General features: G+C 60.6%; 18 protein-coding genes and 1 pseudogene. 1 reads left to right on the top strand and 18 read right to left on the bottom strand.

The features are described 5' to 3' along the window. Window positions 1–24 precede the first annotated feature (24 nt). Window positions 25–1,242, top strand: coding sequence for a flavin monoamine oxidase family protein (locus C7449_RS20530; RefSeq protein WP_108004777.1), 1,218 nt, complete (start codon window positions 25–27; stop codon window positions 1,240–1,242). 839 nt (window positions 1,243–2,081) lie between these two features. On the opposite strand, the pseudogene C7449_RS20520 reads toward C7449_RS20530, so the two are convergent. From C7449_RS20520 to C7449_RS20430, 18 genes and pseudogenes are all read right to left on the bottom strand, one after another. Beyond that, window positions 2,082–2,186, bottom strand: a pseudogene (locus tag C7449_RS20520) (chemotaxis protein CheW); the annotation flags it as partial. Window positions 2,187–2,659: 473 nt separating this feature from the next. After that, entirely contained in the window at window positions 2,660–3,799 is a 1,140-nt protein-coding gene (locus tag C7449_RS20510) for an amidohydrolase (protein ID WP_108004775.1), read from the bottom strand. Between the two features lie 129 nt (window positions 3,800–3,928). After that, a complete protein-coding gene (locus C7449_RS20505) occupies window positions 3,929–5,362 on the bottom strand; it encodes an aldehyde dehydrogenase (protein ID WP_108004774.1) in 1,434 nt (477 codons plus the stop codon). 138 nt (window positions 5,363–5,500) lie between these two features. Continuing rightward, a complete protein-coding gene (locus C7449_RS20500; RefSeq protein ID WP_108004773.1) occupies window positions 5,501–7,084 on the bottom strand; it encodes a GMC family oxidoreductase in 1,584 nt (527 codons plus the stop codon). A gap of 17 nt (window positions 7,085–7,101) precedes the next feature. Next, window positions 7,102–9,006, bottom strand: a complete 1,905-nt coding sequence (locus tag C7449_RS20495) for a dipeptide ABC transporter ATP-binding protein (RefSeq protein WP_108004772.1) — start codon at window positions 9,004–9,006, stop codon at window positions 7,102–7,104. Further along, complete coding sequence (locus C7449_RS20490) at window positions 9,003–9,923, bottom strand: ABC transporter permease (protein WP_108004771.1); 921 nt, start codon at window positions 9,921–9,923, stop codon at window positions 9,003–9,005. The genes C7449_RS20495 and C7449_RS20490 overlap by 4 nt, the downstream gene beginning before the upstream one ends. Then, complete coding sequence (locus tag C7449_RS20485) at window positions 9,923–10,912, bottom strand: ABC transporter permease (RefSeq protein WP_108004770.1); 990 nt, start codon at window positions 10,910–10,912, stop codon at window positions 9,923–9,925. The genes C7449_RS20490 and C7449_RS20485 overlap by 1 nt, the downstream gene beginning before the upstream one ends. Before the next feature lie 134 nt (window positions 10,913–11,046). Further along, the gene (locus C7449_RS20480) at window positions 11,047–12,597 is read right to left on the bottom strand and encodes an ABC transporter substrate-binding protein (RefSeq protein ID WP_108004769.1); all 1,551 of its coding nucleotides are present in this window, start codon (window positions 12,595–12,597) and stop codon (window positions 11,047–11,049) included. Between the two features lie 267 nt (window positions 12,598–12,864). Continuing rightward, window positions 12,865–13,884: a helix-turn-helix transcriptional regulator gene (locus tag C7449_RS20475; RefSeq protein ID WP_170115972.1), complete on the bottom strand. Its 1,020-nt coding sequence runs from the start codon at window positions 13,882–13,884 to the stop codon at window positions 12,865–12,867. A gap of 576 nt (window positions 13,885–14,460) precedes the next feature. Continuing rightward, the gene (locus tag C7449_RS20470) at window positions 14,461–15,705 is read right to left on the bottom strand and encodes a flavin-containing monooxygenase (protein WP_108004767.1); all 1,245 of its coding nucleotides are present in this window, start codon (window positions 15,703–15,705) and stop codon (window positions 14,461–14,463) included. A 240-nt stretch (window positions 15,706–15,945) separates the two neighbouring features. Beyond that, entirely contained in the window at window positions 15,946–16,785 is an 840-nt protein-coding gene (locus C7449_RS20465) for a carbon-nitrogen hydrolase family protein (protein ID WP_108004766.1), read from the bottom strand. After that, a complete protein-coding gene (locus C7449_RS20460; protein WP_108004765.1) occupies window positions 16,782–17,477 on the bottom strand; it encodes a DUF1028 domain-containing protein in 696 nt (231 codons plus the stop codon). The genes C7449_RS20465 and C7449_RS20460 overlap by 4 nt, the downstream gene beginning before the upstream one ends. Beyond that, window positions 17,477–18,760, bottom strand: coding sequence for an NAD(P)/FAD-dependent oxidoreductase (locus C7449_RS20455; RefSeq protein WP_108004764.1), 1,284 nt, complete (start codon window positions 18,758–18,760; stop codon window positions 17,477–17,479). Before C7449_RS20455 ends, C7449_RS20460 begins: the two co-directional genes overlap by 1 nt. Window positions 18,761–18,774: 14 nt before the next feature. Beyond that, window positions 18,775–19,122: a RidA family protein gene (locus C7449_RS20450; protein WP_108004763.1), complete on the bottom strand. Its 348-nt coding sequence runs from the start codon at window positions 19,120–19,122 to the stop codon at window positions 18,775–18,777. A 67-nt stretch (window positions 19,123–19,189) separates the two neighbouring features. Beyond that, window positions 19,190–19,996 carry an ABC transporter permease gene (locus tag C7449_RS20445; protein ID WP_108004762.1) on the bottom strand — a complete coding sequence of 269 codons (807 nt, stop codon included), beginning with the start codon at window positions 19,994–19,996 and terminating at the stop codon, window positions 19,190–19,192. Then, entirely contained in the window at window positions 19,996–20,853 is an 858-nt protein-coding gene (locus C7449_RS20440; protein ID WP_170115971.1) for an ABC transporter permease, read from the bottom strand. The genes C7449_RS20445 and C7449_RS20440 overlap by 1 nt, the downstream gene beginning before the upstream one ends. Then, complete coding sequence (locus C7449_RS20435; protein WP_170115970.1) at window positions 20,853–21,932, bottom strand: ABC transporter ATP-binding protein; 1,080 nt, start codon at window positions 21,930–21,932, stop codon at window positions 20,853–20,855. Before C7449_RS20435 ends, C7449_RS20440 begins: the two co-directional genes overlap by 1 nt. A gap of 198 nt (window positions 21,933–22,130) precedes the next feature. Then, window positions 22,131–22,790: a GntR family transcriptional regulator gene (locus C7449_RS20430; protein ID WP_170115969.1), complete on the bottom strand. Its 660-nt coding sequence runs from the start codon at window positions 22,788–22,790 to the stop codon at window positions 22,131–22,133. Between the last annotated feature and the right edge of the window lie 44 nt (window positions 22,791–22,834).

Raw genomic sequence — 22,834 nt, 5'->3', positions numbered from 1 at the left:
ACTTCAAACCAAGAGGAGAATTCCATGAAATTTCTCGTTGCCGGTGGTGGGCTTGCCGGGCTTAATGCAGCGTGGGAGCTTAAGAAGAAGGGTCACGAGGTGATCTTGCTTGAGGCGAACAGCCGAGTTGGGGGGCGCTGCTGGTCGGAAGAATTACCCAATGGCGAGATAATCGAACATGGCGGCGAATTCATCAGCGTCTTTGACCATACAATCCGTGCTATCTGTGCAGAATTCCGCCTGCCGATCGTTGGCCTCGGCATTCCGTTTGACCGCCGCCATCAGGTCGATGGCAGCTTCCCCAAATCAGAAGAGCTGACCGAAACCATGGCCAAGATGAGCGATGCTGCGGCGCGCCTGGTTAAGAATGGCTATGGCGCCTCGCTGCGTGATGTCGCGCGCGAGGCTTTCGGACCCGATTACGAGAGCCTGCCTTATTGCCAGAAGCTGTTTGCCACGACCACCTGCGATCCAGATCTGATCAATGGCTATGCGGTTGCCGGCAAGATGCAACGCGAGGGTTATGAATATGTCGAGCATCGCGGCCGGGTAAAGCAGGGCAATGATGCCATCGCCAAGGAGATCGAACGCCGTCTGGGCGACAGCGTCCGCTTGAATATGCCAGTGACGCGCGTCACCAATACCGACGCCGTCGTGACGATGGAAACCGCGAATGGCGAAAGCTTCAGCGCCGATCGCGCCATCATCGCCGTGCCGCTGCCGATCCTGCAACAGCTGATAGACACGCTGGATTTGCCCGCCGATATGGTCAAGGCGATCAAGGGACGCCAGATGGGGGCTGCCGCCAAGCTCAACATCATGGTCTCAGGTGATGCGCCGCCGCGGGGCGTCCAGGCTCCAAATGCGCCCTGGTGGTCTTGGACCACCGCCGATAACGGCGGCGACAAACAGCGCGGAGCGCTAACAGCCTATGCGGGCGGCAAAAAGACCATGTCGACCCTCAGCCTTGAAAACGGGGCCCAGGTCTGGCTGGAAAAGGTGCGTAACTACCGCACCGATGTCACAGTCAGCGACGATTACATCCTGACAAACTGGGCCGAACAACCCTTTACCAAGGGCGCATATTCGATGCCTGGTCTGGACTGGGAGCCAGAGCTTGACGGTGTTTTCAACCAAGCTGCCGGGAATATCGCCTTTGCAGGTGAGCATACCCACTTCGCCTCGCTGAATGGCGCCTTGGAATCCGGAGCCCGCGCCGCCAAACTTCTAACTCTGATCTGAACGGCCGCCATGTGCCGCGGCCAGCCACTGGCTGCGGCTGCTGGCGGGCACGTTTGTCACCATTGCCGTCCTGAACAATGGCCCGGACCCAGCGTCTGCGGGGCGACGGCTTCGCGCATCGCCCGCTCGGCCGGCTCGATGTCCTTGAACCACCTGCCGCTCGTCCGAGAGTTGGACGCATATCCTCCGCAAACGAATCTCGGCAGAGAGACAGTGTCAAATTCCCGTTGCTGGCATTGCTGATCCGAGCATTGATGGAGTCCTCCCCGCGCCAGTCGCAGGCGATTCCAGCAGTCCAGGAATAAGATCGGCGGGTACCGAGGCAAACAGCGCGCTTTCGGTTGAGTAGCCCTCTGTCCATCGGAATACGGTCACCCCGGCGAGCCTGAGATCCTCGTAGATTTGGGAGCCGTAAAGGACGTCCGAATCCATGAACAGCGCGGTCCGGTAACCCAGCGTGCGAAAATCTTGGCCCGCTTCAGCATCGTAAGATGGTCACCGTGCTGGACATTATGCGAACCCGGCGCGGTCACGTGGAGGCGCCAGCCGGCTGCGGCAAAACCGAACTCATTGCCAGCTGCGTCGCCGGTACGGTGTCGAAGCCGACTTTGGTCCTGACCCACACCACAGCGGGTGAAGCGGCTTTACGACAACGCCTGCACCGCGCCAACTTCCCATCGGCCAACTATCGGCTGACAGCCATTCAAGCGGCTGTCGGCCGGCGCTGCCAGTCCTGCGACATCGACCAAGAACTGCGCGCAACGTATGGTCGGTTGCTCGGCGACGAGTACCAGGATTGCTCCGTCAGCCAACATGCGATTAGTGGCGTGACCGATGCCCCATCCGCGAATCTCGCGAATGGAAGTGGTGCGCACGCAGAACTGCTGTTCATGCAGTATGAACGCGCTCTCCAGCGCATCGGTGTTGGACGTCCGGGACGTCATCAAAACTCCCATTCGCTCTGGTTCGTATCGAGCGCGGCATCGCAAGGAAAAGGCGGATGCGAGCTTGGCGGCCGAGCGCGCGCACTGGTGACGTTGCGGGCATCTCCCTGCCGTTACCAAGGCCATGCCGTGTCACTTCCGCCGCCAGGGTCTCGACACGGCGGCTCATCAGGTCGTCGGTCTCGTCGGAATGTCGAGCATCAGCCCCGCTCCGCCGCACGTCGCGCACGCTCTCGGCGCCATACCCGCGCAGATGGTCCGGCGTGGTATGGACATGACTGCGGATTGCGAGCAGACCCATCGATACCGCACAGTCGCAATAGCACATCGCACGTTCGATCATTTCATCAACCGTGGCGATCTCGCATAAGCGTTTAACCTTGGCGGTATGACAGGGTTGCGTCCATGCGGAAATGGGGGCCACGAAGGCGGTGAGACCAGATTGCCGCTCTCCGCCACGGAGGAGCACTTTCCTAGGCCGCCAGGGCCGCGCCAATTAGTCGGTCCCACAGCCTGATGCCATCCCCCAGCACCGCATCATTGAAGTCGTAGTACGGCGAATGCAGCATCGGGTTCTCACCGTTCCTGCCTGCGCCGAGCCAAATGTAGCAGCCGGGCTTGCGTTCCAGCATGAACGAGAAGTCTTCGGCGCCCATAGACGGCGGAGCCGAGACAATCCCAAATCCTGCATCTGCCGCAACGCTGCGTGCGAAGATGGCAGCCCCGGCATCGTTGATCGTTGCCGGGTAACGACGCTGATGCACGACCTCTGCGCGGCATTCGAACCCCGCGGCCACATGCTGCGCCACCTCCGTCAGCCGACGTTCGATCAGTTCGACGCCTTCAGCAGTAAACCAGCGGGTCGTACCAGCCAGATGCAGCGATCCGGGGATCACATTATAAGCGTCGCCTCCATGCATCTTGGTCACTGAGACGACGATGGAGTCGAGCGGCGAGACGTTGCGTGCCGCAATCACTTGCAGGGCCGAGACAATCTGGCTGGCGGCAAGGATGGGATCGGCACTTTGGTGCGGCATGGCACCATGCGCACCCTTACCCGAGACCGTGATGTCGAAGGTGCCGAATGCCGACATCATCGCCCCGTCCGGGGCTGCCACGGTGCCGGGCTGGGCATCAGGCCAGTTGTGCAAGCCGAAGATCCGGTCGGGCGCAATCTGATCGAACAGCCCGTCCTCGATCATCTTCTGCGCGCCGCCCTCGACCTCTTCGACATGGAGCACCCCGTCCAGATCCTTGCGGGTGGCGGCGTGGCGCGCCGCCGCCAGCAGCATCGCGGTATGGCCGTCATGACCGCACGCATGCATCATCCCCGCCACCGTCGAGGAGTGGGCAACCCCGGTCTGTTCATGGATTGGCAAGGCATCCATGTCTGCGCGAAGCGCGATGGAGCGTTTGGAACTGCCGCGTCGTAACGTGCCGACGACCCCCGTCCCCCCCAGGCCGCGGGTCACCTCATAGCCGTATTCGGACAGCCTGCCGGCGACAAAGGCCGATGTGCGGTGTTCCTGATAGGCAATTTCCGGGTGCCGGTGCAGGTCATGGCGCCATTGCAGCGCTTCCTGAACAAGATCATGGGGTAGGTCAGCTGTCATCTGGTGCCTCTGAAGCTTATCAAGAGGAGCCGTCCGCCGGGGGGCAGGCCGCGCATCCTTTTGTTACCAATGTTGTACCGGAAGCCTGCGGCGCAGGCGAACATGGACGTTGTTCCTTCTATCCATGGCTCAAATGGCAATCGTCTTGTGCTCGATATAGTGGTTGATCCCTTCAGCGCCGAACTCGCGGCCGATGCCACTCTGCTTGAATCCCCCGAAGGGCGAAAGCAGATCGATCGCCGCGTTGCCATGCGTCACCGTGCCAGTCCGCACGCGGCGGGCGATAGCCTCGGCCCTTTCCGCATCCGGCGTCCAGATCGACCCGGCCAAGCCATAGTCCGAGGCATTGGCCAAGCCGATGGCCTCTTCCTCGCTGTCATAGGGGGTCATGCAGACAACCGGGCCAAATATCTCTTCCTGGGCAATGCGGGAGCTGTTGTCGACGTCAATGAAGAGGGTGGGACGAATGAAACTGCCGTGGTTGATGCCATCGGGCATGCCGCTGCCGCCAACGGCGATGCGGGTGCCCTCCGCTTCGGCCTGACGGATGTAATCCGTTATCCGCAACCGCTGGCGTTCCGAGACAACCGGGCCAAGAAAGGTGGTCTCCGCACTTGGATCGCCGATGGTCATTTCGTTGATCATCGCGGCCATGGCATCGGCAAAGTCGACTTGGCGATGCCTCGGTACCAGTACCCGGGTCTGAGCCACGCAGACCTGCCCATTGTTCGGGAAGGAGCGAAACTTGAGCGCCGCCACTGTTTCCTCGATATCGGCGTCTTCCAGGACGATGGCTGCCGACTTTCCACCCAGTTCCAGGCTCACGCGTTTCAGAAGGGCGCCGCCAAGACCGGCAATGCGGCGCCCCACCGCAGAGGACCCTGTAAAACCGATCTTGTCGATTCCTGGATGGGTCACCAAACGTTCGCTGGTTTCTTTGTCGGCGGCAATTACGCTGAATACGCCCTCTGGCAGCCCCGCCTCGGCGAACAACTCGCCCAGGAACTGGCCGTCAACCGCCGTTTCCTCCGCAATTTTCAGCACTACGGTACAACCGGCGATCAGTGCGGGATAGAGCTTTCCAAGCGCCACCTGATGTGGGGCATTCCACGGAATGATGGCTGCGACGACGCCGACCGGCTCCCGCAACCAAAGGCTCTTGCCGGTGGGGAAACCATCGCGGCGGTCCTCCCACGGGTAGCTGCGCGCGGCCTTGAAAAAGGCATGGCTCTGATTGGTAATCAGGGTCCGGATTGCCTGGGTGAACCAGTGCGGCGCGCCCATCTCGCGCGAAACGAAGCGGGCGAATTCATCCGAGCGCGCCTCGTATAGCGCATGGAACCTCTCGATTACCTGAATGCGCTCTTCCACCGAAAGGCGCGGCCAGGGCCCCTGATCAAACGCACGGCGGGCCGCGTCGACCGCGCGGTCAATGTCTTCGTGGCTGGCCAGCGGGGCAGTGCCGACGACTGAGCCATCATAGGGAGAGCGGACCTCAATGATCCGCGGAGCGGTGGAGGTGACGCGACGTCCTCCGATGAAGAGTTCAGAAAATTCCGTCATGTTAGGATCTGCCTTTTGAACGTGGTTCACTGGCCCGCGTCCCGGCCGGGACGCAGTGGAGCGAGATGAGTGAGGCACGCGACGTGCCGGAAGTCTGGTTTGCGACAAGGCCGGAAACGCGCCCTTGCCAGGACGGCGTCAGGCGTGGATCAAATCCGAGGCCTTGTCCCCGATCATGATCGCGGTGGCATTGGTATTCCCCGAAATGTGCCGCGGCATGATCGAGGCGTCGGCGACCCAAAGCCCCTCGACGCCGCGCACCTTGAGGTCGGGGCGTACCACCGCCTTGTCATCCGATCCCATCCGGCACGTGCCGACTGGATGGAAGAACGGCACCGTCGTGCGACGCAGGTAGGCGATCTCTTCCTCTCGTGAGCTGCCCTCGGGCGGAAGGTCGAGAAAGCGCAGCATGTCTTTCGAAAAGGGCGGTTGGACACAGATCCGACGGATCCACTCGATGCCGCGAAGCAGCGTTTCAACATCATCGGGGTGGTCCAGCAGACGCGGGAAGATTGCCACCTTCTCCCGGGGGTCGGCCGACCGAAGTTCAAGATGACCAACGCTTTTCGAATGATTGATGTTCATCAAGATGGTGACAAGATCCGCCTTCGGCACCTTGAGCTTGGTCTTGGTCTGAGCCAGGCCGAACGGGAAGAGGTGAAACTGCAGATCGGTATACTCCAGCTCCGGCCGCGACTTGATGAATGCGATCAGTTGGGCGGTCGGCACGCTCATCACCCCTCGCCTGCCGAAGAGCCATTCTCCGAAGGCCAAGGCGCCGCGTAGTGGACGAGCCATACGGTTGGCGGTAGGCACTTTCATCTCGGCCAGCGCATAAAGGCCCGGATGCTCAAGCAGGTTCTTGCCCACCTCCGGGCTGTCGACAACCGTGAAGATCCCGTGCTTTTTGAGTTCCGCCGGATCGCCAATGCCGGACAGCATCAGCAATTGCGGCGAGTTGATCGAGCCTGCAGACAGCACCACGCCCCGCCTGGCGGAGAAGGTGACACGTTCACCAGATTGGAGCGCCTCCACCCCCGTAGCGCGGCCGTCCACGATGATCACGCGCTCGACCAGCGTATCGTCGACGAACCTCAGGTTCGGATCGCCAAGCTTCGGGCGGACGAAGCTGTCATAACTCGAAGCACGAACACCGTTCCTGGTCGAGCCTTGGTTCCAGGCCACGCCCTCATGCGAGACGCCGTTCATATCATCGTTGAACGTGGCACCGGCAGCGAGGAAACTTTTCAGAAAAATCTCCGATACCGGATGCGTCCAGCGGAGCGCCGAGACGCGCTGCGGCCCCATGCCGCCACGCACACCATTGTCCTTGTCGTTATCCGCCGTTTCCATCCGCCGGAAATACGGCAATACGTCGTTCCAACCCCAGCCTGGGTTGCCCAGCTTCTCCCAGGCATCGTAGTCCTGCTTGGCACCGCGGATGAAGATCATGCCGTTGATCGCGGAAGACCCGCCCGGCACCTTGCCGCGGGGCCAGGCCTCGGTCAGTCCGTTGCGGGTGGGATCAGGCTCGGTCTTGTAGCACCAATCATAGCGCGAATTGCCGACCGTATGTATCAAGGCTGCGGGAAGGCGGGTGATCGGAATGCGCTCGCGCTTGCCCGCCTCGATGAGTAGCACTTTCATGCCCTTCTCGAGAAGGCGAGCGGTCAGGGGAGACCCGGCACTTCCCGAGCCGATCACGATGTAGTCGAAGTCCATCTGGTGAAACCCTCAGTTCAAGCGCCTGTCCCGGATCTCAAGGCCGGCACTGGGTTAAGATCGTGAAGTCCTGCCGGCGACATGCCGGGTGCGGGCATCCCGCCTTCTGCCAAATGACAGGCAGCCAGATCGCCGCTGCCGCGCGCGAGAAGCGTCGGTTCGTCCTTGGCACAGCGACCGAAAGCAAAGGGGCAGCGTGTGCGGAAACTGCATCCGGGTGGGATGTTGATCGGGTTCGGCGGCTCGCCCTCCAGCAGGTAGGTCGCTGCGTCATAGGGCCGGTGCTCAATCGCCGGCACGGCTGAGAGAAGTGCCCTTGTGTACGGGTGGCCCGGGTTGAAGAACGTGGTTCCGTTCCCGGCCAGTTCGACCACGCGACCAAGATACATCACTGCGACGCGGCTACAGACCCGACGCACCATGCCAAGATCATGCGAGATGTAGATATAGGTCATGCCGTGGCGGACCTGCAGTTTCTCGAACAGCCCCAGTAGCTTGGCTTGCTCCACCTGATCCAGTGCCGAAAGCGTTTCATCTAGGATCAGAAGCTCCGGTTCCAGCACCATGGCGCGGGCGATGTTGACCCGCTGGCGCTGCCCGGCGCTGAGGCCGACCGGCAGGCTATGGGCAAGCTCGGGCCCCAGCCCGACCTCAGCCATGGTCTCTGCCACCTTCTCGCGGATCTCGGCCTTGGAGCGACCGCCGTGGATGATCAGCGGCTCGGCTACGGTCCGACCAATGGTCAGATGCGACGGGATCGAATTGTAGGGGTCCTGCAACAGCAGCTGGAAGCCCCGGCGGAGGTTGAGGAGGGCGGTCCCCCGTAAGCCGCCCACGTCCTGACCCTTGAACAGGATCTTACCGCTGTCGGGCTCCTCCAGTCGACTCAGCAGCCGCGAGAGGCTTGACTTCCCGCAGCCGGATTCTCCGACAATGCCAAGGCTGTCGCCCTTGTAGACGTCGAAGGAAACCCCTCGGACCGCTTGCACATATTGCTTGCCGAAAAGGCGACTTCTGTCCTTGGTCGCATAGGTGCGACTGACATCGCGTACCGAAAGGATAGCCTCTCGCCCATGATTGGAGTTCACACGGGCCCGGACGGCCGGGACTTCGCTCTGCGCCTCCCAGATGCGCGGCATGTCACGGACCAGATGACGGGTGTACTCATGTTCGGGCGACTGCAAGATGCCCTGCATCGACTGGCGCTCGACGACCCTCCCATTCGCCAGTACCAGCACTTTGTCTGCGATATCGTTGACCACCCCCAGAAGCGAGGAAACGAAAAGGATTGCAGTGCGGTATTCGGCCTGCAAGTCCCGTAGCAGCCGCAGAATCTGAGCGGCCACCGTCACGTCCAGCGGCTGGGTGATATTGTCGGCGACCAGCAGGTCGGGGCTGGTCACCAGTGCATCGACGATCATGACGCGTTGCATCATTCCGCCGGAGAACTGAAACGGGAACTCGTTGAACCGTTCGGCGGCCGAGGGAATTCGGACAGCCTGCAGTGTCTCGATCACCCGCTTCCTCGCGTCGGCCTCTGATATACCCGGCTCGACCGATTTCAACTTCTCGACGATCTGGTGCCCGATCGGCAGAGTCGGATCGAGCGCGCTGGTCGGATCGGCCCCGATATAAGAGATCTTGCGACCGCGCAGGACCTGCAACTGCCGCACGGGCATCTGCCTGAGATCCTCGCCATGGTAGAAGATCTGGCCGCTGGTCATCTCGAGCGGGCGCGAGACCCAGTTGACCATTGCCCGCGACAGCACGGTCTTCCCCGAGCCGCTTTCGCCGATGATGCCCAGAACCTCGTCCGCGTGGAGGTCGAGAGAGACACTGTCTAGAACCTTGCGGCGGCTAGCAGCGGATTGCAGTTCAACCGTAAGGTCGCGGACCCTGAGGATTGGATGCGCTTCGCTCATGATACCCCCTGCAGAAGCTTGTTGCGGGCCCGCTCCAGTGCGCCACCCATGAGGTTGATGCCGCAAAGCGAGATCGCCAGCAGTAGGCCTGGGACCGTGGTGATCCACCATGCATTCATCAAGTATTTCGTTCCATCGGCAATGATCGTGCCGAACGTGGGGGTCGGCGGCTGGATGCCGATGCCGATGAAGCCGAGGATGGCCTCGATGATCATCATCCGTGCCACTTCCAGAACCGCTACAAAGGCGATAGGCGGCAGAATGTTTGGCGCGATATGCACGATCATGATGCGCAGATCCGAGGCGCCGAGAATCTTGGCCGCGCGAACATATTCCTTGCGTCGTTCGGACAGCATCACGCTGCGGGCTGTGCGGGCATAGGCGGGCCAGCCGGCGAGAATAAGCACGCAGACGATTGAGAAAGGCGTCGGGCGAGAAACCCCGAGGATGGTGATCGCGAGTATGATGACCGGAATGGCCATCTGTGCGTCAGTGATCCGCATCAGGATCAGGTCCACCCACCCCCCGACGTATCCCGCAATCATTCCGATTGCCGAGCCCAGGAGAAACATTCCAACGACCGAGATCAATCCGATCATCAGCGCATTGCGCAACCCGATGAGCGAACGGGCAAAAAGGTCACGGCCCAACTGGTCGGTTCCAAGCACATGCGCCCAGTTTCCGCCTTCGAAGCCGATCGGAGGCAGAAACTTGTCCGTGACGCTGATTTTCGTGGGCGAGACGCCAAACAATGACGGCCCCAGGACCGACAACACGATCAGCCCGAAGAAGACGAAAAAGCCTATTCGGAACTCGGTCGTTCTCCAGGCATTGATGAACATCGTCGCCGAAAGCCAACGCTGACCGCGGAGGGTGGGTTGTGCGACAGAGGTAGTGGAGACAAGCTCGGGCGTCATCAGTATTGCAACCTTCTGTCAATCGTGGTGGCAGCGAAATCCACGAGGATGTTGACCAGCACCAGCACCGTGCAAGCGAGGATGGCGATGGCCTGGATCACGGGAAAATCGCGCTGGAAGACGGCGTTGATCATCAGCAGCCCGACACCAGGATAGTTAAATGCATATTCAATGACGAAGAGACTGCCGAGCAGCAGGCCGATGGCCTGGATACCGACGACATTCAACAGCGGGATCATCGAGTTGCGAAGGACGTGGGCCACGATCATCCTCGGTCGCGAGAGGCCGCGAATGATGCCCGACGGCACGTAGGATTCCATCATATTACTGGATACGGCCACCGAGGCCGAGCGGATGAACACCGGCGAGAGCTCGATTGCCAGAACGAGCGCCGGCAGGATGGCGTAGGTCCAGTTCTGGTAGCCGATGGCGGGCAGAAGCCCTCCCTTTACCGAGACTAAGAAGATAAGGACCAGTGCCAGCCAGATGTTCGGGAGGGAGACGAAGAGCGAGCTCAGGTATAGGGCAAGTCGATCGGGCCAACGCCCGGAAAACAGTCCCGCAACGATGCCTATGGGAAGCGAGATCACCAACGAGATGCCGAGAGCGAGGCCGGCCAAAAGAAGGCTGTAGGGCAAGGCGGTCAGGATCAGCCCCATGACCGGCGCGCGGTTTGAGGCATCGAAGGTGTCCCCGCCGCGCGAACCGCCGGTACTGCCCCCTTGTGCACTTCGCACGAATGAATGGCCAAAGTCGCCGCTTATGACCTGAGCGGCGTATCGGATGAACTGCACCGGGACCGGATCGCGCAGGCCCATCTTCTGCGCGGTCTCCTCGGCCATCTCGGCCGTGACCATCGGGCCCAGCATAATCCGGACGGGATCGCCCGGCACAACGCGAAGCAGCGTGAAGATCAGCATCGCGACAAGCACGACGATGACCAAACCCTGCACCAACCTGCGCAGAAAGAAGTCTACGGCAAATAACATGACCAGTCCTGTTCGGGTCGCCCTGGAAATCCGGCGGGCTCGCAAATTCTTGCGCCCGGCCCACCCGCAGGCGGGCCGATGCAAATAAGGGTTTCGGGAAATCCCCCGTCAGGGACGGGCAACCCGGCGCGACATCAGACCAGGTCGGCCTTGGTCAGGTCGATCGGGCCATTCGGGTAGTAGTAGGCACCCTTGAGGTTCTTCGCAGCACCGTGGAAAACGACCGCCGAGAAGAGCGAGAAGCTCGGCACCTTGGCAGCGAGAAGCGGGAAGGTCTCCTCGGCCAGCACCTTCATCCGCTCCGCCGGATCGAGCGTCGCCCGCTCCTTGTCCAGCGCGGCATCGATCTCGGCATCGTTCACCCCGTTGATCAGCGCGGCCGAGGAATGCCAGTTCGGGCGTAGCACCAGATCGGGCTCCGGCGAGCCGGTCATCCAGCCCACGTCACACATATGCCCCGGACCCTGACCATCGGCACCGCGGTAGATCGCCTGCTCCCAAGCCGCCGGCTCCAGTACGGTCAGTTGCACATCAAAGCCGACTTCCATCAGCATCGCTGCGATCAGCTCGCCATACTCCTTGGTCTTGGGATAAAAGCCGATCGAGGTGATGTATTCCAGCTGGGGCAAGCCCTTGCCGCCAGGGAATCCGGCCTCCTCGAGCAGACGCGCGGATTCGGCCGGATCATAGGTGGGATAGTTCGGAATGTCCGTGTAGCCGAACTTCATCGGCGAAACGAAGCAATTCGAGGCCACGCCCGCATCCCCCATAAGGGCGAGGATCTGTTCACGGTCGATTGCATGACAGGCCGCCAGACGGATGCGCGGGTCATCGAAGGGGGCCTTGTTGCAGCGGAAATGCAGATACTTGTTTTCCGTAGACATGCCCTTGCGCACCGCCACGGTGTCATTCGACAGCAGCGATTGATACTGCTCAGGTTCCAGCCGCTCGGCGATCTGATACTCGCCGTTCATGAGGCCAAGCACACGGGTGTTCGCGTCGGGCACATAAGCATAGACAATTTCGTCGATCTTCGGCCGACCCGCATAATAGCCGTCAAATGCCTCGAGCGTGCTGCGGTCACCTTCCGTCATTACATACTTGAAGCTGTTGGTGCCGTTCGGGCGCGACTGCAACTTGGCCGGATCGGCGATGTCGGCCGCGCAAAGGATCGGCAGGTAGCTCGACACGAACCAGAACGTGGAGGCCGGGTATCCGTATTTGTCGGTCTTGATACGGACGGTCAACGGGTCGACCACTTCGACTTCGACCTGCCCGGGATAGAAGGAAGAGGCAGGACGATCGGGCTGCGATGCATACTCATAGGTAGCCTTCACATCCGCTGCGGAAAAATCTTGCCCGTCATGGAACTTCACGCCCTCACGGAGCTTGAACTCGAGGGTATGCTCGTCGATGATTTGCCAGCTGAGGGCCAGATCGGGCTCGAGCACGTCAGTCTTGCCCTCTTCCATCGGCGCACGTGTCAGGTGGCTGAAGATCAGCTTGTCAAAATTGCCCTGCCCTAGCGTCGTATGGGAGGTCGGGTCGAAGTTACCGGTCAAGGGACCCATTGATGCCAGCACAACGGTCTTCTTGCCCTGGGCCTTGGCCGCAAGTGGCATCCCAACCGCGCCAAGCGCCAGCGTGGCGCCCGCACCTACCAAAACCTGTCTGCGAGTTGTCATCCGTTTATCTCCTCCCCCTTTGGGCTCCTTGACGAAGGCGCAACGTCACGCCTTCACATCGTTGTTCGATGCAGCAGGACTACATCCGGTAGGGAGGCGATCCTGGCCAGGCAATCACTGGATCATGCTATTGCACTTCCTGGTAAAAGCCCTTGGCTGTGCGGACAAATTTCTTGTCGCAACGGACAGGTCCGAAGGTCGCTCAAGCGTTGATTTGAGGGCAGCAGTGAGGAAGCCACCGCAACGACGCTGTACGATCGCACCCACTCAGCGCAGCGTACGCATTTGCATCGGGCTTAATCCGAAGGTTCGGGTAAAGGCGCGCGAGAAGGAAGCCAGCTCGGCATAGCCAAGTTGCTGTGCCAACTCACCGATCGCGACCTTGTCCTCACAGAGACGGTCTCGGGCATAGTTCATGCGGCACTGCCGCCAGTACGCCTCAACCGAAGTGCCCATCAGCGCGCGGAAACCGTGGGTCAAGCGGGTGCGGCTGATGCCTACCTCGCGGGCGATTTCATCGAGGCTGCCCATGCGATCCAGCCGTGCAGCGACAAGGGCGGCAGCCCGGGTGATGGCTTCGGTGGTGTGTCGCGTGAGCGAGACGCCGACGCTCTCGCCGGGCATTTCGACCGCGGCCTGATAGATCAGCGCGAGGATCTCAAGATAGCGCGAGCGGACGAAGGCACGCCGGGTACCTCCGGTAAAGGGGCAGTCCAGCACCTGATCAACCGCCAGAACCATCCGCCTGTCCAACGGCAGCGAAAAATGCCTCGGCGTATCGATGTGGCCGGGGTCGACCAGGAGCGAAAGATGCTCCGGAACGCGTGACATCGTGGTTTCAAGGAAGCGCAGTACCGCCGCGGGCCGCAGCCAGAGGCACGCTGTGCGCCAGCCATCGACCGGAGAGGAAATCCGCTCTATCCGCGCGCCGCCCGGATAGCGAGTGACGATGCAGCTCCGGCTGGGCTGGTCGATATCTGCGTAGTTCGAGATGCTTTCTACACCCCGCCCGCCAAGACGCAGACAGAAATGCAGCCAATCCCCGCTCTCGACGGTCTGGTAATGATGCCCGACGAGTGGCAAGGGGCGCGGCGTGCCGCTGCCCGTAAACGCGAAGGCATCTGGATCGAATTGTATCAGATCTTGATGAAACGGGTTGCCATCGATGTCGGAGCGCACCACCAGCCCTCGATCATCGTCATAATAGCGTCCGGCACGCTCCGGCGGGGAACCGTAGAAGGCCTCGGCCTTGGGCCGGTCGAAGAGCATCTCGTTAGAAAATTCCATTCGGGCCCGCGTTGCGGCGTCAGGCCCATCCTCCTGGGGACGGCTAGAAGGCAAATACGGTGGCGACATCGGCGGCCTTGTGGAGTTCGAAAGATCAGTCTGTCATAAAGGTGTCATAAACAGTGGCAGTCTTGTTGCAGTGGGTCAACCGGCGTGACCGTGCAGGAAGCCCCGCCATTTGAGGATTACATTATAGGCGTTACCTCAGTGCATCTTGGTCACTGAGACGACGATAGAGTCGACCCGCGCGGACCGGGGGCGCTTTTCGGTATGGCAGTTTGGGGCCGCTAGCGGAATGACGGATCCTGGCGAGAGCTTGCCGGAAGAGGGCGTCAGGCGCCGACGGGTAGTAAGACCGCAGACGTGGGCGCAACGGACCGGGGCCTGATAGTTCTGTCCATAGACATGTACATCGGCGCTCTCCCGTCCCGACGGTCGCCGCGTTTGCGTTGGCCGCTGGCTGCCGCCTGGGCCGTTCGCGAAGTTTCGCTCGACCCCATCTGGCGATTCAGAGGCTGCTAGGACGTTCTCTTGCGGTCAGTCACCGCAAGAGAACGCTAGAAAATAAGCGGCGCATCAGGTGTTATACTTGTCGTGATACGCCTGCATCATGGCAATGTAGTCGGAGATGTATTTCGCGTCATACCAGACGCCGAATAGGAAGCTGGATCGCCGGCGCGTCTGGAATGGCAGACCCAGGAAATAGATGCCTGGTTCCTTGGACACACCAGCCTCGTGGACCGGGTTGCCGTCCTCATCGAAGATATCCAGCTCAAGCCAGCTATAGTCGCGCCTGAAGCCCGAAGCCCAGATGATCGACGTGATGCCCGCCTCGGCCAGATCAAGCTCGCGGATCGGGTTCTTTTCGTATTCGGTGGCCGGAAGCAGGTTGCGCGCGTCCGGCGACTCCGGCAGGTCGAGCCCGTTATACTCGATATGCTTGTCGATCAGGTCGAGCGTATTGAGGTAGCTCTGGTTACCTTCCTCGATGTTCCTGGCAAGGTCATCCGCGAAGGTGAGCTTTCCATTGCTGTACCCTGCGGTGCGGCCGACTAGAATCGCTCCCTTTGAGGCCAGCAGACGGTAGTCGATCGGCATTTTGGTATGGACGCCGCTGATGGCCAGAGCAATGTTCTGGACATTCTTGTCGCGATTGACCGCATCCCAGCGGCCAAGCACGCCGGTCCAGTATGCCCCTTCCCGGTCGCGATAGAAACGTGGCGGGCGTATGTGACGGCCCAGCGACAGATAGACCTTGCGGCCGGTTTCGACCAGTTCTTCAGCGATCTGGCCACCCGAAGCGCCCGCGCCAACGACGAGCACTGCGCCTTCGGGGAGCTGGCTCGGGTTCTTGTAGTCGACCGAATGCATCTGCACGACGCCGGCTGTTTCGGGGACGATCTTGGGGGTAACCGGAACCTGGAACGGGCCGGTTGCTGCAATCACGTTGATGGCTTCGAAATCACCCGCCGTAGTGGAGACAAGAAAGCCCTGCTTCCTGGGCAGTTTCTTGACCGACTGCACAGTGACGCCGGTGCGAACCGGTGCGTTGATCTTCTCGGCAAAGGTCGCGAGATAGTCGACCAGCTTCTCCCTGGGCGTGAAAACGTCCTGCTCGATATTGGGGATCCGCATGCTCGGCAGCCGGTCATGCCATGCCGGGCCGTTGGCGCGCAGCGAGTCCCAGCGCTGCGAACGCCAGCTTTCGGCAACGCGGCCCTTTTCGAGAACGACGTGACTGATATTGGCATTGCTCAGGTGCTCGCTCATCGACAGGCCAGCCTGGCCCGCCCCCACGACTACCGTATTTACCTTTTCCATTCTCTCTCAAACCTTTCTCAGGGGCGCAGCCCCTAACCGTGATGTCAGTCGCCTGGGAAGAAGCGCGCAAAGATCCGCCCTCCCGCCGCGCCGTTCAAAGGTCACGGCGGGTAAAACCCAGTGCTTTTGAGGTGAGCGTCAGATCGTTTCAGTGCTTCATGGAAACGCTGGAATGATCCAAGTTGTTATTTTTCAACAGCTCCTGACGAAAGCCGGCGTCCAATTTTTCTGGATTTGCTTCTAGAAACTTACCGCATCCCCCGTGAGGCGACGCTGCTTCATGACCGGCATGTTTTTGCGAATTGAGTGGAGGTTCTCCATATCCAGTTTAGCTGAAATGATTTCGGCGCCTTGACCGGCGCGCGCCACGACCTTCCCCCAGGCGTCGACGATGACGGAATGGCCGTAGCAGCCCTTTTCCTGACCATCGACAACCACGGTTCCGCCAAGGCCGCAGGCAATGAAATGGCACTGTGTTTCAGCGGCGCGCGCACGCGCCAGAAGCTCCCAGTGCGCCTCACCGGTGGTCATGGTGTAGGCGGCCGGCAGCGTGATGACCTCGGCGCCCTTGAGCCGCAGCGCACGGAAGAGCTCGGGGAACCGGACGTCAAAGCAGATGGCCGTGCCGAAGGTTACGCCCTCGAACCCCCAGGTAACAATCTCCTCGCCCGGCTTTATATAGTCGGATTCGCGGAAGGCGCCGCTGCCTAGGTCGTCCATGTCGAACAAATGAATCTTCCGGTACCCGGCGATCTCCTCACCCTGCCGGTCAAAGATGACCGAGATGTTCGCGACACGCTCTTCGCCGGGAATTTTGGCAAGGATCGTCCCCGCCTGGAGACCGACCTTGTGGCGCTTGGCAAAGGCCTGCGCCATCCGGAAAGCGGGCGTTTCGCGCAGGGGCTGGGCAAGCTCGACCGCGCGCTTCTGGTCGAGGCCGTAATAGCTGAAATACTCCGGGAGAATGAGGAAGTCCGGCCGCTCCGCCGCCTGCATTGCCGTTTCCATCGCCGCTTCTGCTGCAGGCACAGTGACGTCCGGCGACAGACCCATCAACGTTTGGACTGCTGCGATTCTCATTGTCTCGACTCCTCGGATGAGAGAATTTCCAGTGAGTTGGTGGCGCGTCCGCCGATATCCGGGTCTAGGACACGCTCGACGAAGGTGGTCATTTGCGGCTCATAGTCCTCCCAGAGGCGGCGCAACTCACCCAGAGGCTCCGCCCCGCGATCGACGCGAAGGTCAACCGAACAGAAATCCGGGTATTCGGCGACCTTGAGCGCCGCCGAGCACAAGGGGAAGATCTCGCCGCCTGCTTCGAGCGCGGCATCAAGCGCTGCCAGCAGCCTTTCGGCGATCGGCTTGCCGCTTGTTTCAAGTGCTGCCGCCACCATTGCCGCCGGAACCCGGTCGTTCCTCAGGATATTGCCAACAGCCACGATCCCCGGAGCGGATGCGTTCGCATGGATCGGCTGCTGATTGGTGCCCTGCCGCAACGCCGTCGCCCCGTTGCGATCGACGATTGCAAGCTCGCGCCACTCAATGCCGGGCGCAGTCGCAATCTTGTCGAGCGTTTCCTGGGCGGAAAGCCCGTTCCGCAGGTGGCGTAGCGCCAACGGGCCGAGACGCGGGTCGGTACGGTGCTGGGTAATGACAGCGCCGGCGTCATGATTGACGAACAGGCAACGCGCACCCATGGCCATCGATGAGGCCGCACCGGCAATTCCGAATTGCCCAGTTTTCGGACACCGAAGAGCGATCGAGAATGTCATCAGTTCAGCCTCAACATGGCTCTGGCCGGGGAAAACGGTGAGAGATCAACACTCGGTTTCCCGCCCGTCATGAGCTCTGACACGAATTTGCCGGTGATGCCCCCGAGCGTCAGGCCCAGATGGCCGTGACCACAGGCATAGATGATGCGCGGATCCTTTGGCGACCGGCCGATGAACGGAAGGCTGTCCGGCGTTGAGGGACGGAAACCCATCCAGGTATCCTGACGCTCGCCCAGTGCGGGCACCATCTGCCTGGCCTTCTTCTCAAGCACATTGAGACGCGACTGGCGCGCAGGCTTGTCGAGCCCGCCCAGGTCCACCGTGCCGGCCGCGCGGATTTGATGCGACAGCGGGGTGAGGAAGAACCCGTACGAGGGATACATCACCGGGTGCGTCAGCAGCGGCGCATCGTGCGCGAAAGCGACATGGTAACCGCGCTCGGTATTCATGTTGAGGCGGTCGCCAACCTGCCTGGACAGGCCGCGCGACCAGGCACCGGCTGAAATGACGAGGCGGTCGGCCGTGATGAACTGGCCGCCCACATGGACGCGCACGCCATCGGAGCGGCTTTCGATCCGCTCGGCCTTGGCCGTAACGAAACGGCCGCCGCGCTTGTGGATTGCCTCGGCAAGACTCCGGCAATAAGCCTCGGGGCTGTCGATGACAAAGCAGCCGGGGAAAATCGTTCCCCCAATATAGTCCGGCGCGAGATTAGGCTCCAAGGCAGCTATTTCGTCACGCGACAGGTACTGCGCTTCGATGCCCTCAGCGCGTCGACGCTCATTGGCCTTCTTGGCGTTTTGGGCTTCGTCCTCGGTGCGGTACAGGTGAATGGAACCCTTGCCGCGGCCGAGCCGAATGCCACCGACTTCTTCCATCAGGGGCGCATGGCCCTCTTCCAGCACGCGCATCAGCGAGGCAAGCGCCGAGATGGTCCCGTTCTGCCGACGGCGCAGTGAAGCGGTAAGGAAGGCCGCGAGCCATGGGGCAAGATCGAGAAGATCACGCCAATAGAGCGTCAGCGGACCGTCGCTCCGCAACAACATTCCCGGGACTTTCGAGACAATACCCGGAGCGGCAGTGGGAAAGATTCCCGAGGGCGCAACCGTCGCCGCATTGCCGAATGAGGCCGCATTGCGGAACGAAATGCCCTGCAGGGGTGGTGTAGGGTCAACGAGGACCACATCCAACCCCTTCTTCTGCAGCCAGAGCGCCGTGGAAAGGCCCACGATGCCGGCGCCAATCACTGCAACGGAGAGCTTGCCGCTGTTGTTGGTCTGCATTTAAGGCAGTTCCCTCAGATTGCCGCGGTGACGATGATCTCGACATCGTAGCCCTGAGCCGCAGGCGGCGCGACACCGGCAGCGCGCGATGGCTGGTTTTCCGGGTCGACCCACTCTTCCCATATTTCGTTCATGGCGTCGAAATGCTTCTGGTCGGAAATCCATACAGTGGCGCGCAGGATCCTGGACTTGTCGGTTCCGGCTTCCTTGAGCCAACGGTCAACCTTTTGCAGCGCAACACGGGTCTGGTCCTGGATGGACTCGCCCTGATTGCCGCACATGCCCGCCACATAGGCGATGCCGCTGTGGATGGAGACCATCGAGGTGCGCTTCAGTCGTTCAATGCGGACTACATCAGCCATCTTACTTCACCAATTTTCCGGCCGCCTGGGGCCATTGATTTACAGAACTTGTCCGGAAGACCTGAGGCTAGAGCCTCAGGCTCTTCTGGAAACCCATGAGCTTTTCAAGCAGCGCAACCGCAATCACCGAGAGCCCGATCAGTGCCGTCGCCATGGCTGCAACCGTCGGATCGTCGAAATCCTTGATGTACTGATAGGCCGCGACTGGCAGCACCTTGGTGCGGTCATTGGTCAGGAACACCGCGATCGAAAAGTTGTCGAGCGCCTCAACGAAGATGAACACCGATGAGGCAAGGATGCCCGACTTCAACTGCGGAAGCACAATGACAAAGAAGGTGCGGAAGACTCCGGCGCCGAGGTTGCGTGCCGCCTCTTCGATCCGTGGATCAAGACCAAGCAGATTGGCTGAAAGCGCGCGGATGGCGAAAGGCAGTGCGAAGACCAGCATGCCGAGGCAGAGGCCAAACAGACCAATGCGGATCCCGGCCGCCGACAGTAGCGAGAGCAGGGAGACGCCCGTCACGACGCCGGGGATGATCAGCGGCGACAGAATGATCTGCTGGATTAGCTCCTTGCCGCTGAAATTGGCCCGCACCAGCGCGTAACTGGCCGGAATGCCGATCAAAAGGCTCAGCGGCGTTACAATAAGGGCCATCGTGAACGAGTTCTTCGCGGCGTCCATGAACATGGACGAACTGTAGAAGTTCTTGTGCCATTCGAGGGAGAAGCCGGTCGGCGGCCACTGGAAATAGCGTGTCGGGCTGAACGAATGGAGCACGACGAACACCACCGGCAGCAGCAGGAAGATGACCGCGAGTGTCGCCAGGATAGTGGCGACGATGCCGAACTTTGCTTCGAGATCACGCCTAAACATCACGAAACGGCCTTCTTGATTTTCTTGGCAATGAAGTTGATCAGCCAGATCGAGGCGAACGCGCTGACGAGGAATACGACGGCAGTAGCCGCGGCATAGGGAACATCATATTCGGTGAACATGCGGTCGTAGATCTGATTGGCGATCATCCGGACTTTTCCGCCGCCCAGAACTAGCGGGAAGAGGAATGAGGCAAGCGCAATCGAATAGACGAGAACCAGCGTCACCATGAGCCCCGGCAACATGATCGGCATGGTGATGCGCCAGAATGTCGTCGTGCGGCTGGCGCCAAGGCTGCGCGCTGCTTCCTCGACCGAAACGTTGAGGTTCTGGACGACTCCGATGAGCGTAAAGACGGCGAAGGGCAGCAGGTAATGGGTGATCGCGATGCCGACGCCGGACCAGTTGTAAAGGAAGCGGATCGGCCTATCGATGATGCCAAGCCCAACCAGGCTGAGGTTGATCAGCCCCTTGTTTCCCAGAAGGATAAGCCAGGAATATGCACGCGTCACACCACCCGACAGGAAGGTGACAGCGACGGCGAGCATGATCAAGGTGCCGATCCACGGTCGCTTGGAACGCACAATCGCCATGGCCATCGGAATGGAAATGGCGACGGTAATCACCGAGATCACAAAGGAAGCCCCGAGCGTGCTTATCAGCACCGACTGGTTCGTCCCGGTGAACAATACGCGCCAATAATTGTCGAGCGTGAACGCCCCGGCGAACTGCGATCCCGGAGGCCCCTTCACGAAAAAGCTCGAGAGACCGAAGTAGCTGTACGCTGCAACGATAAAGAGGCCGATAATCAAGGCAGGCGCAATCAGATACTTCGCGCGGTCGTTGGTCGCCTCCATCATGCCCTCAACACAATTGTCTGGGCCGGATCGAGGATCAGTTTGACTGACTTCCCGACGGCGTATCGGTCACGGTTGTTGTTGCGCGGAGCATTGGCCTCGATCAGGAGGCCGTTGACCTCAGTACGATAGACCACCCGCTCGCCAAGTTCGTGCATGTTCTTGACGGTTCCGGAGATCCCTTCCCGCGGATCATCGGCGCCGACAACCTCGATATGGGAGGGACGGATCGAAACCTTGCAATCTGCGCCTGCGGATTGGCCTTCGGCGTCACTGACAAAAATCAGCTGTCCGCCCAGCGACAGGGTTGCCTCTCTGCCGTTGCTGGTGACAATTTTTGCATCAAAGATATTGGGCACGCCGAGGAACCGAGCGACGAATTCGCTCTTGGGTCGATCATAGAGCGCGATCGGAGAATCAAGCTGCTCAATGCGGCCCTGGTTCATAACGGCGATATAGTCAGAGAGGTAGAGAGCTTCTTCTTGATCGTGCGTCACAAGGATCGATGTGATGCCGAGTTTCTGCTGAAGCTCGCGCAGCTCAGACTGCAGCCCTTCGCGAAGGTGCCGGTCGAGCGCGCCAAGCGGCTCATCGAGAAGCAAGAGCTTGGGCTTGATGACCACGGCACGCGCGAGGGCGACGCGCTGCTGCTGGCCACCGGACAATTGGCTGGGATAGCGGTCCGCAAGGTGCGTGAGCTGGACCATCTCGAGCGCTTCGCGCACTCGGGTCGCCTGCTCTTGCTTTGATACGCCGCGCATCTTGAGGCCGAACGCGACGTTCGATTCGACGGTCATATGCGGGAACAGGGCATAGTTCTGAAAAACCATGCCGATGTCACGAAAGTTCGGCTCGACCCTGCTGATGTCCTTGCCATCGACGAGGATCTCGCCGGATGTCACATTGAGAAAGCCTGCGATCATTCGGAGAACGGTGGTCTTGCCGCAACCGGATGGTCCAAGAAGAGTCAGGAGCGATCCACTCGGCACGTCCAGATCGAGGTCGCGTAACGCCACGAACGAGCTGTACCGCTTGGTCAGATTCCTGAGTTGCAAAGTACTGCTCTGCAGATGTTTCATGGTCGCCATTCCATCAGAGAAGAATTGGGGGAGTGCTCGAGCGGCCGGCCGCCCGAACATTCGGTCGAATTGCATTTGGGGAACTGTCAGCGCGCTACCGTAGAAGCGCGGGGTTCACCGGACCGTCTCGATCCGGATCCGACTAGAAGTTGCCAAGCATGGCACATGCTGTCGGGTGATACGCACTGTCCTTCATCTCTATCCCACCGGTTGATTGAAACCGCGGATCAGGTGAGCTCTCATCAATTGCTCAGCTCCCTCTGCATCTCGCGCTTTGATTGCGTCGAGAAGTTTGACGTGATCCTGGATCACTTCCTGCGATTGCGCCCGGCTGAGGGCGGCGAGATTCGCTTCACTCATGAAAAAGCCGGCGTAGTTTTCGATCGCACTCTGGAGTTCGGGAACGCCGCACGCGTTGTAGATCCTCCCGTGAAATACATTGTTGTTGCGCACGCGCTCGGTGCGCGCCTCCTCCGGCAGCGTCAGCGCCAATTCGATCGACGCTTCAAGAACCTTGAAATCTTCCTCGTTGAGATGGGGCACGGCGAGCCTCGTCGCGTAACCCTCGAGCGCGATCCGGATCGCGCGGATACCCTTGAGCGCGGACTTCACATCCGCGACAACGACACCAGAAGATTTCCGCTCGAGCAGCCTGTTGGAGATAAGCCGCGTGAAGGCTTCGCGCAGGGGCGTGCGGCTGACGCCGAGCCGCTGGGCCACCTCAACTTCGCGCAGACGCTGCCCCGCCTCGATCTTCCCGTCCAGGATGAGCGACCGCAAGAGTTCATAAACAGCATCTGCAGAGCTGACCGCAGCCAGCCGGCGTCCAACCAGATCGTCAATTCCATCGGCATCCATGATATCTCGCTCCCAAATATTCATTGACATGCCCTGGTTTATGC

It is taken from the genome of Mycoplana dimorpha (genome assembly GCF_003046475.1).
GTDB classification, from domain to species: Bacteria; Pseudomonadota; Alphaproteobacteria; order Rhizobiales; family Rhizobiaceae; genus Mycoplana; species Mycoplana dimorpha.
This window is presented reverse-complemented; position numbering and strand designations above follow the sequence as displayed.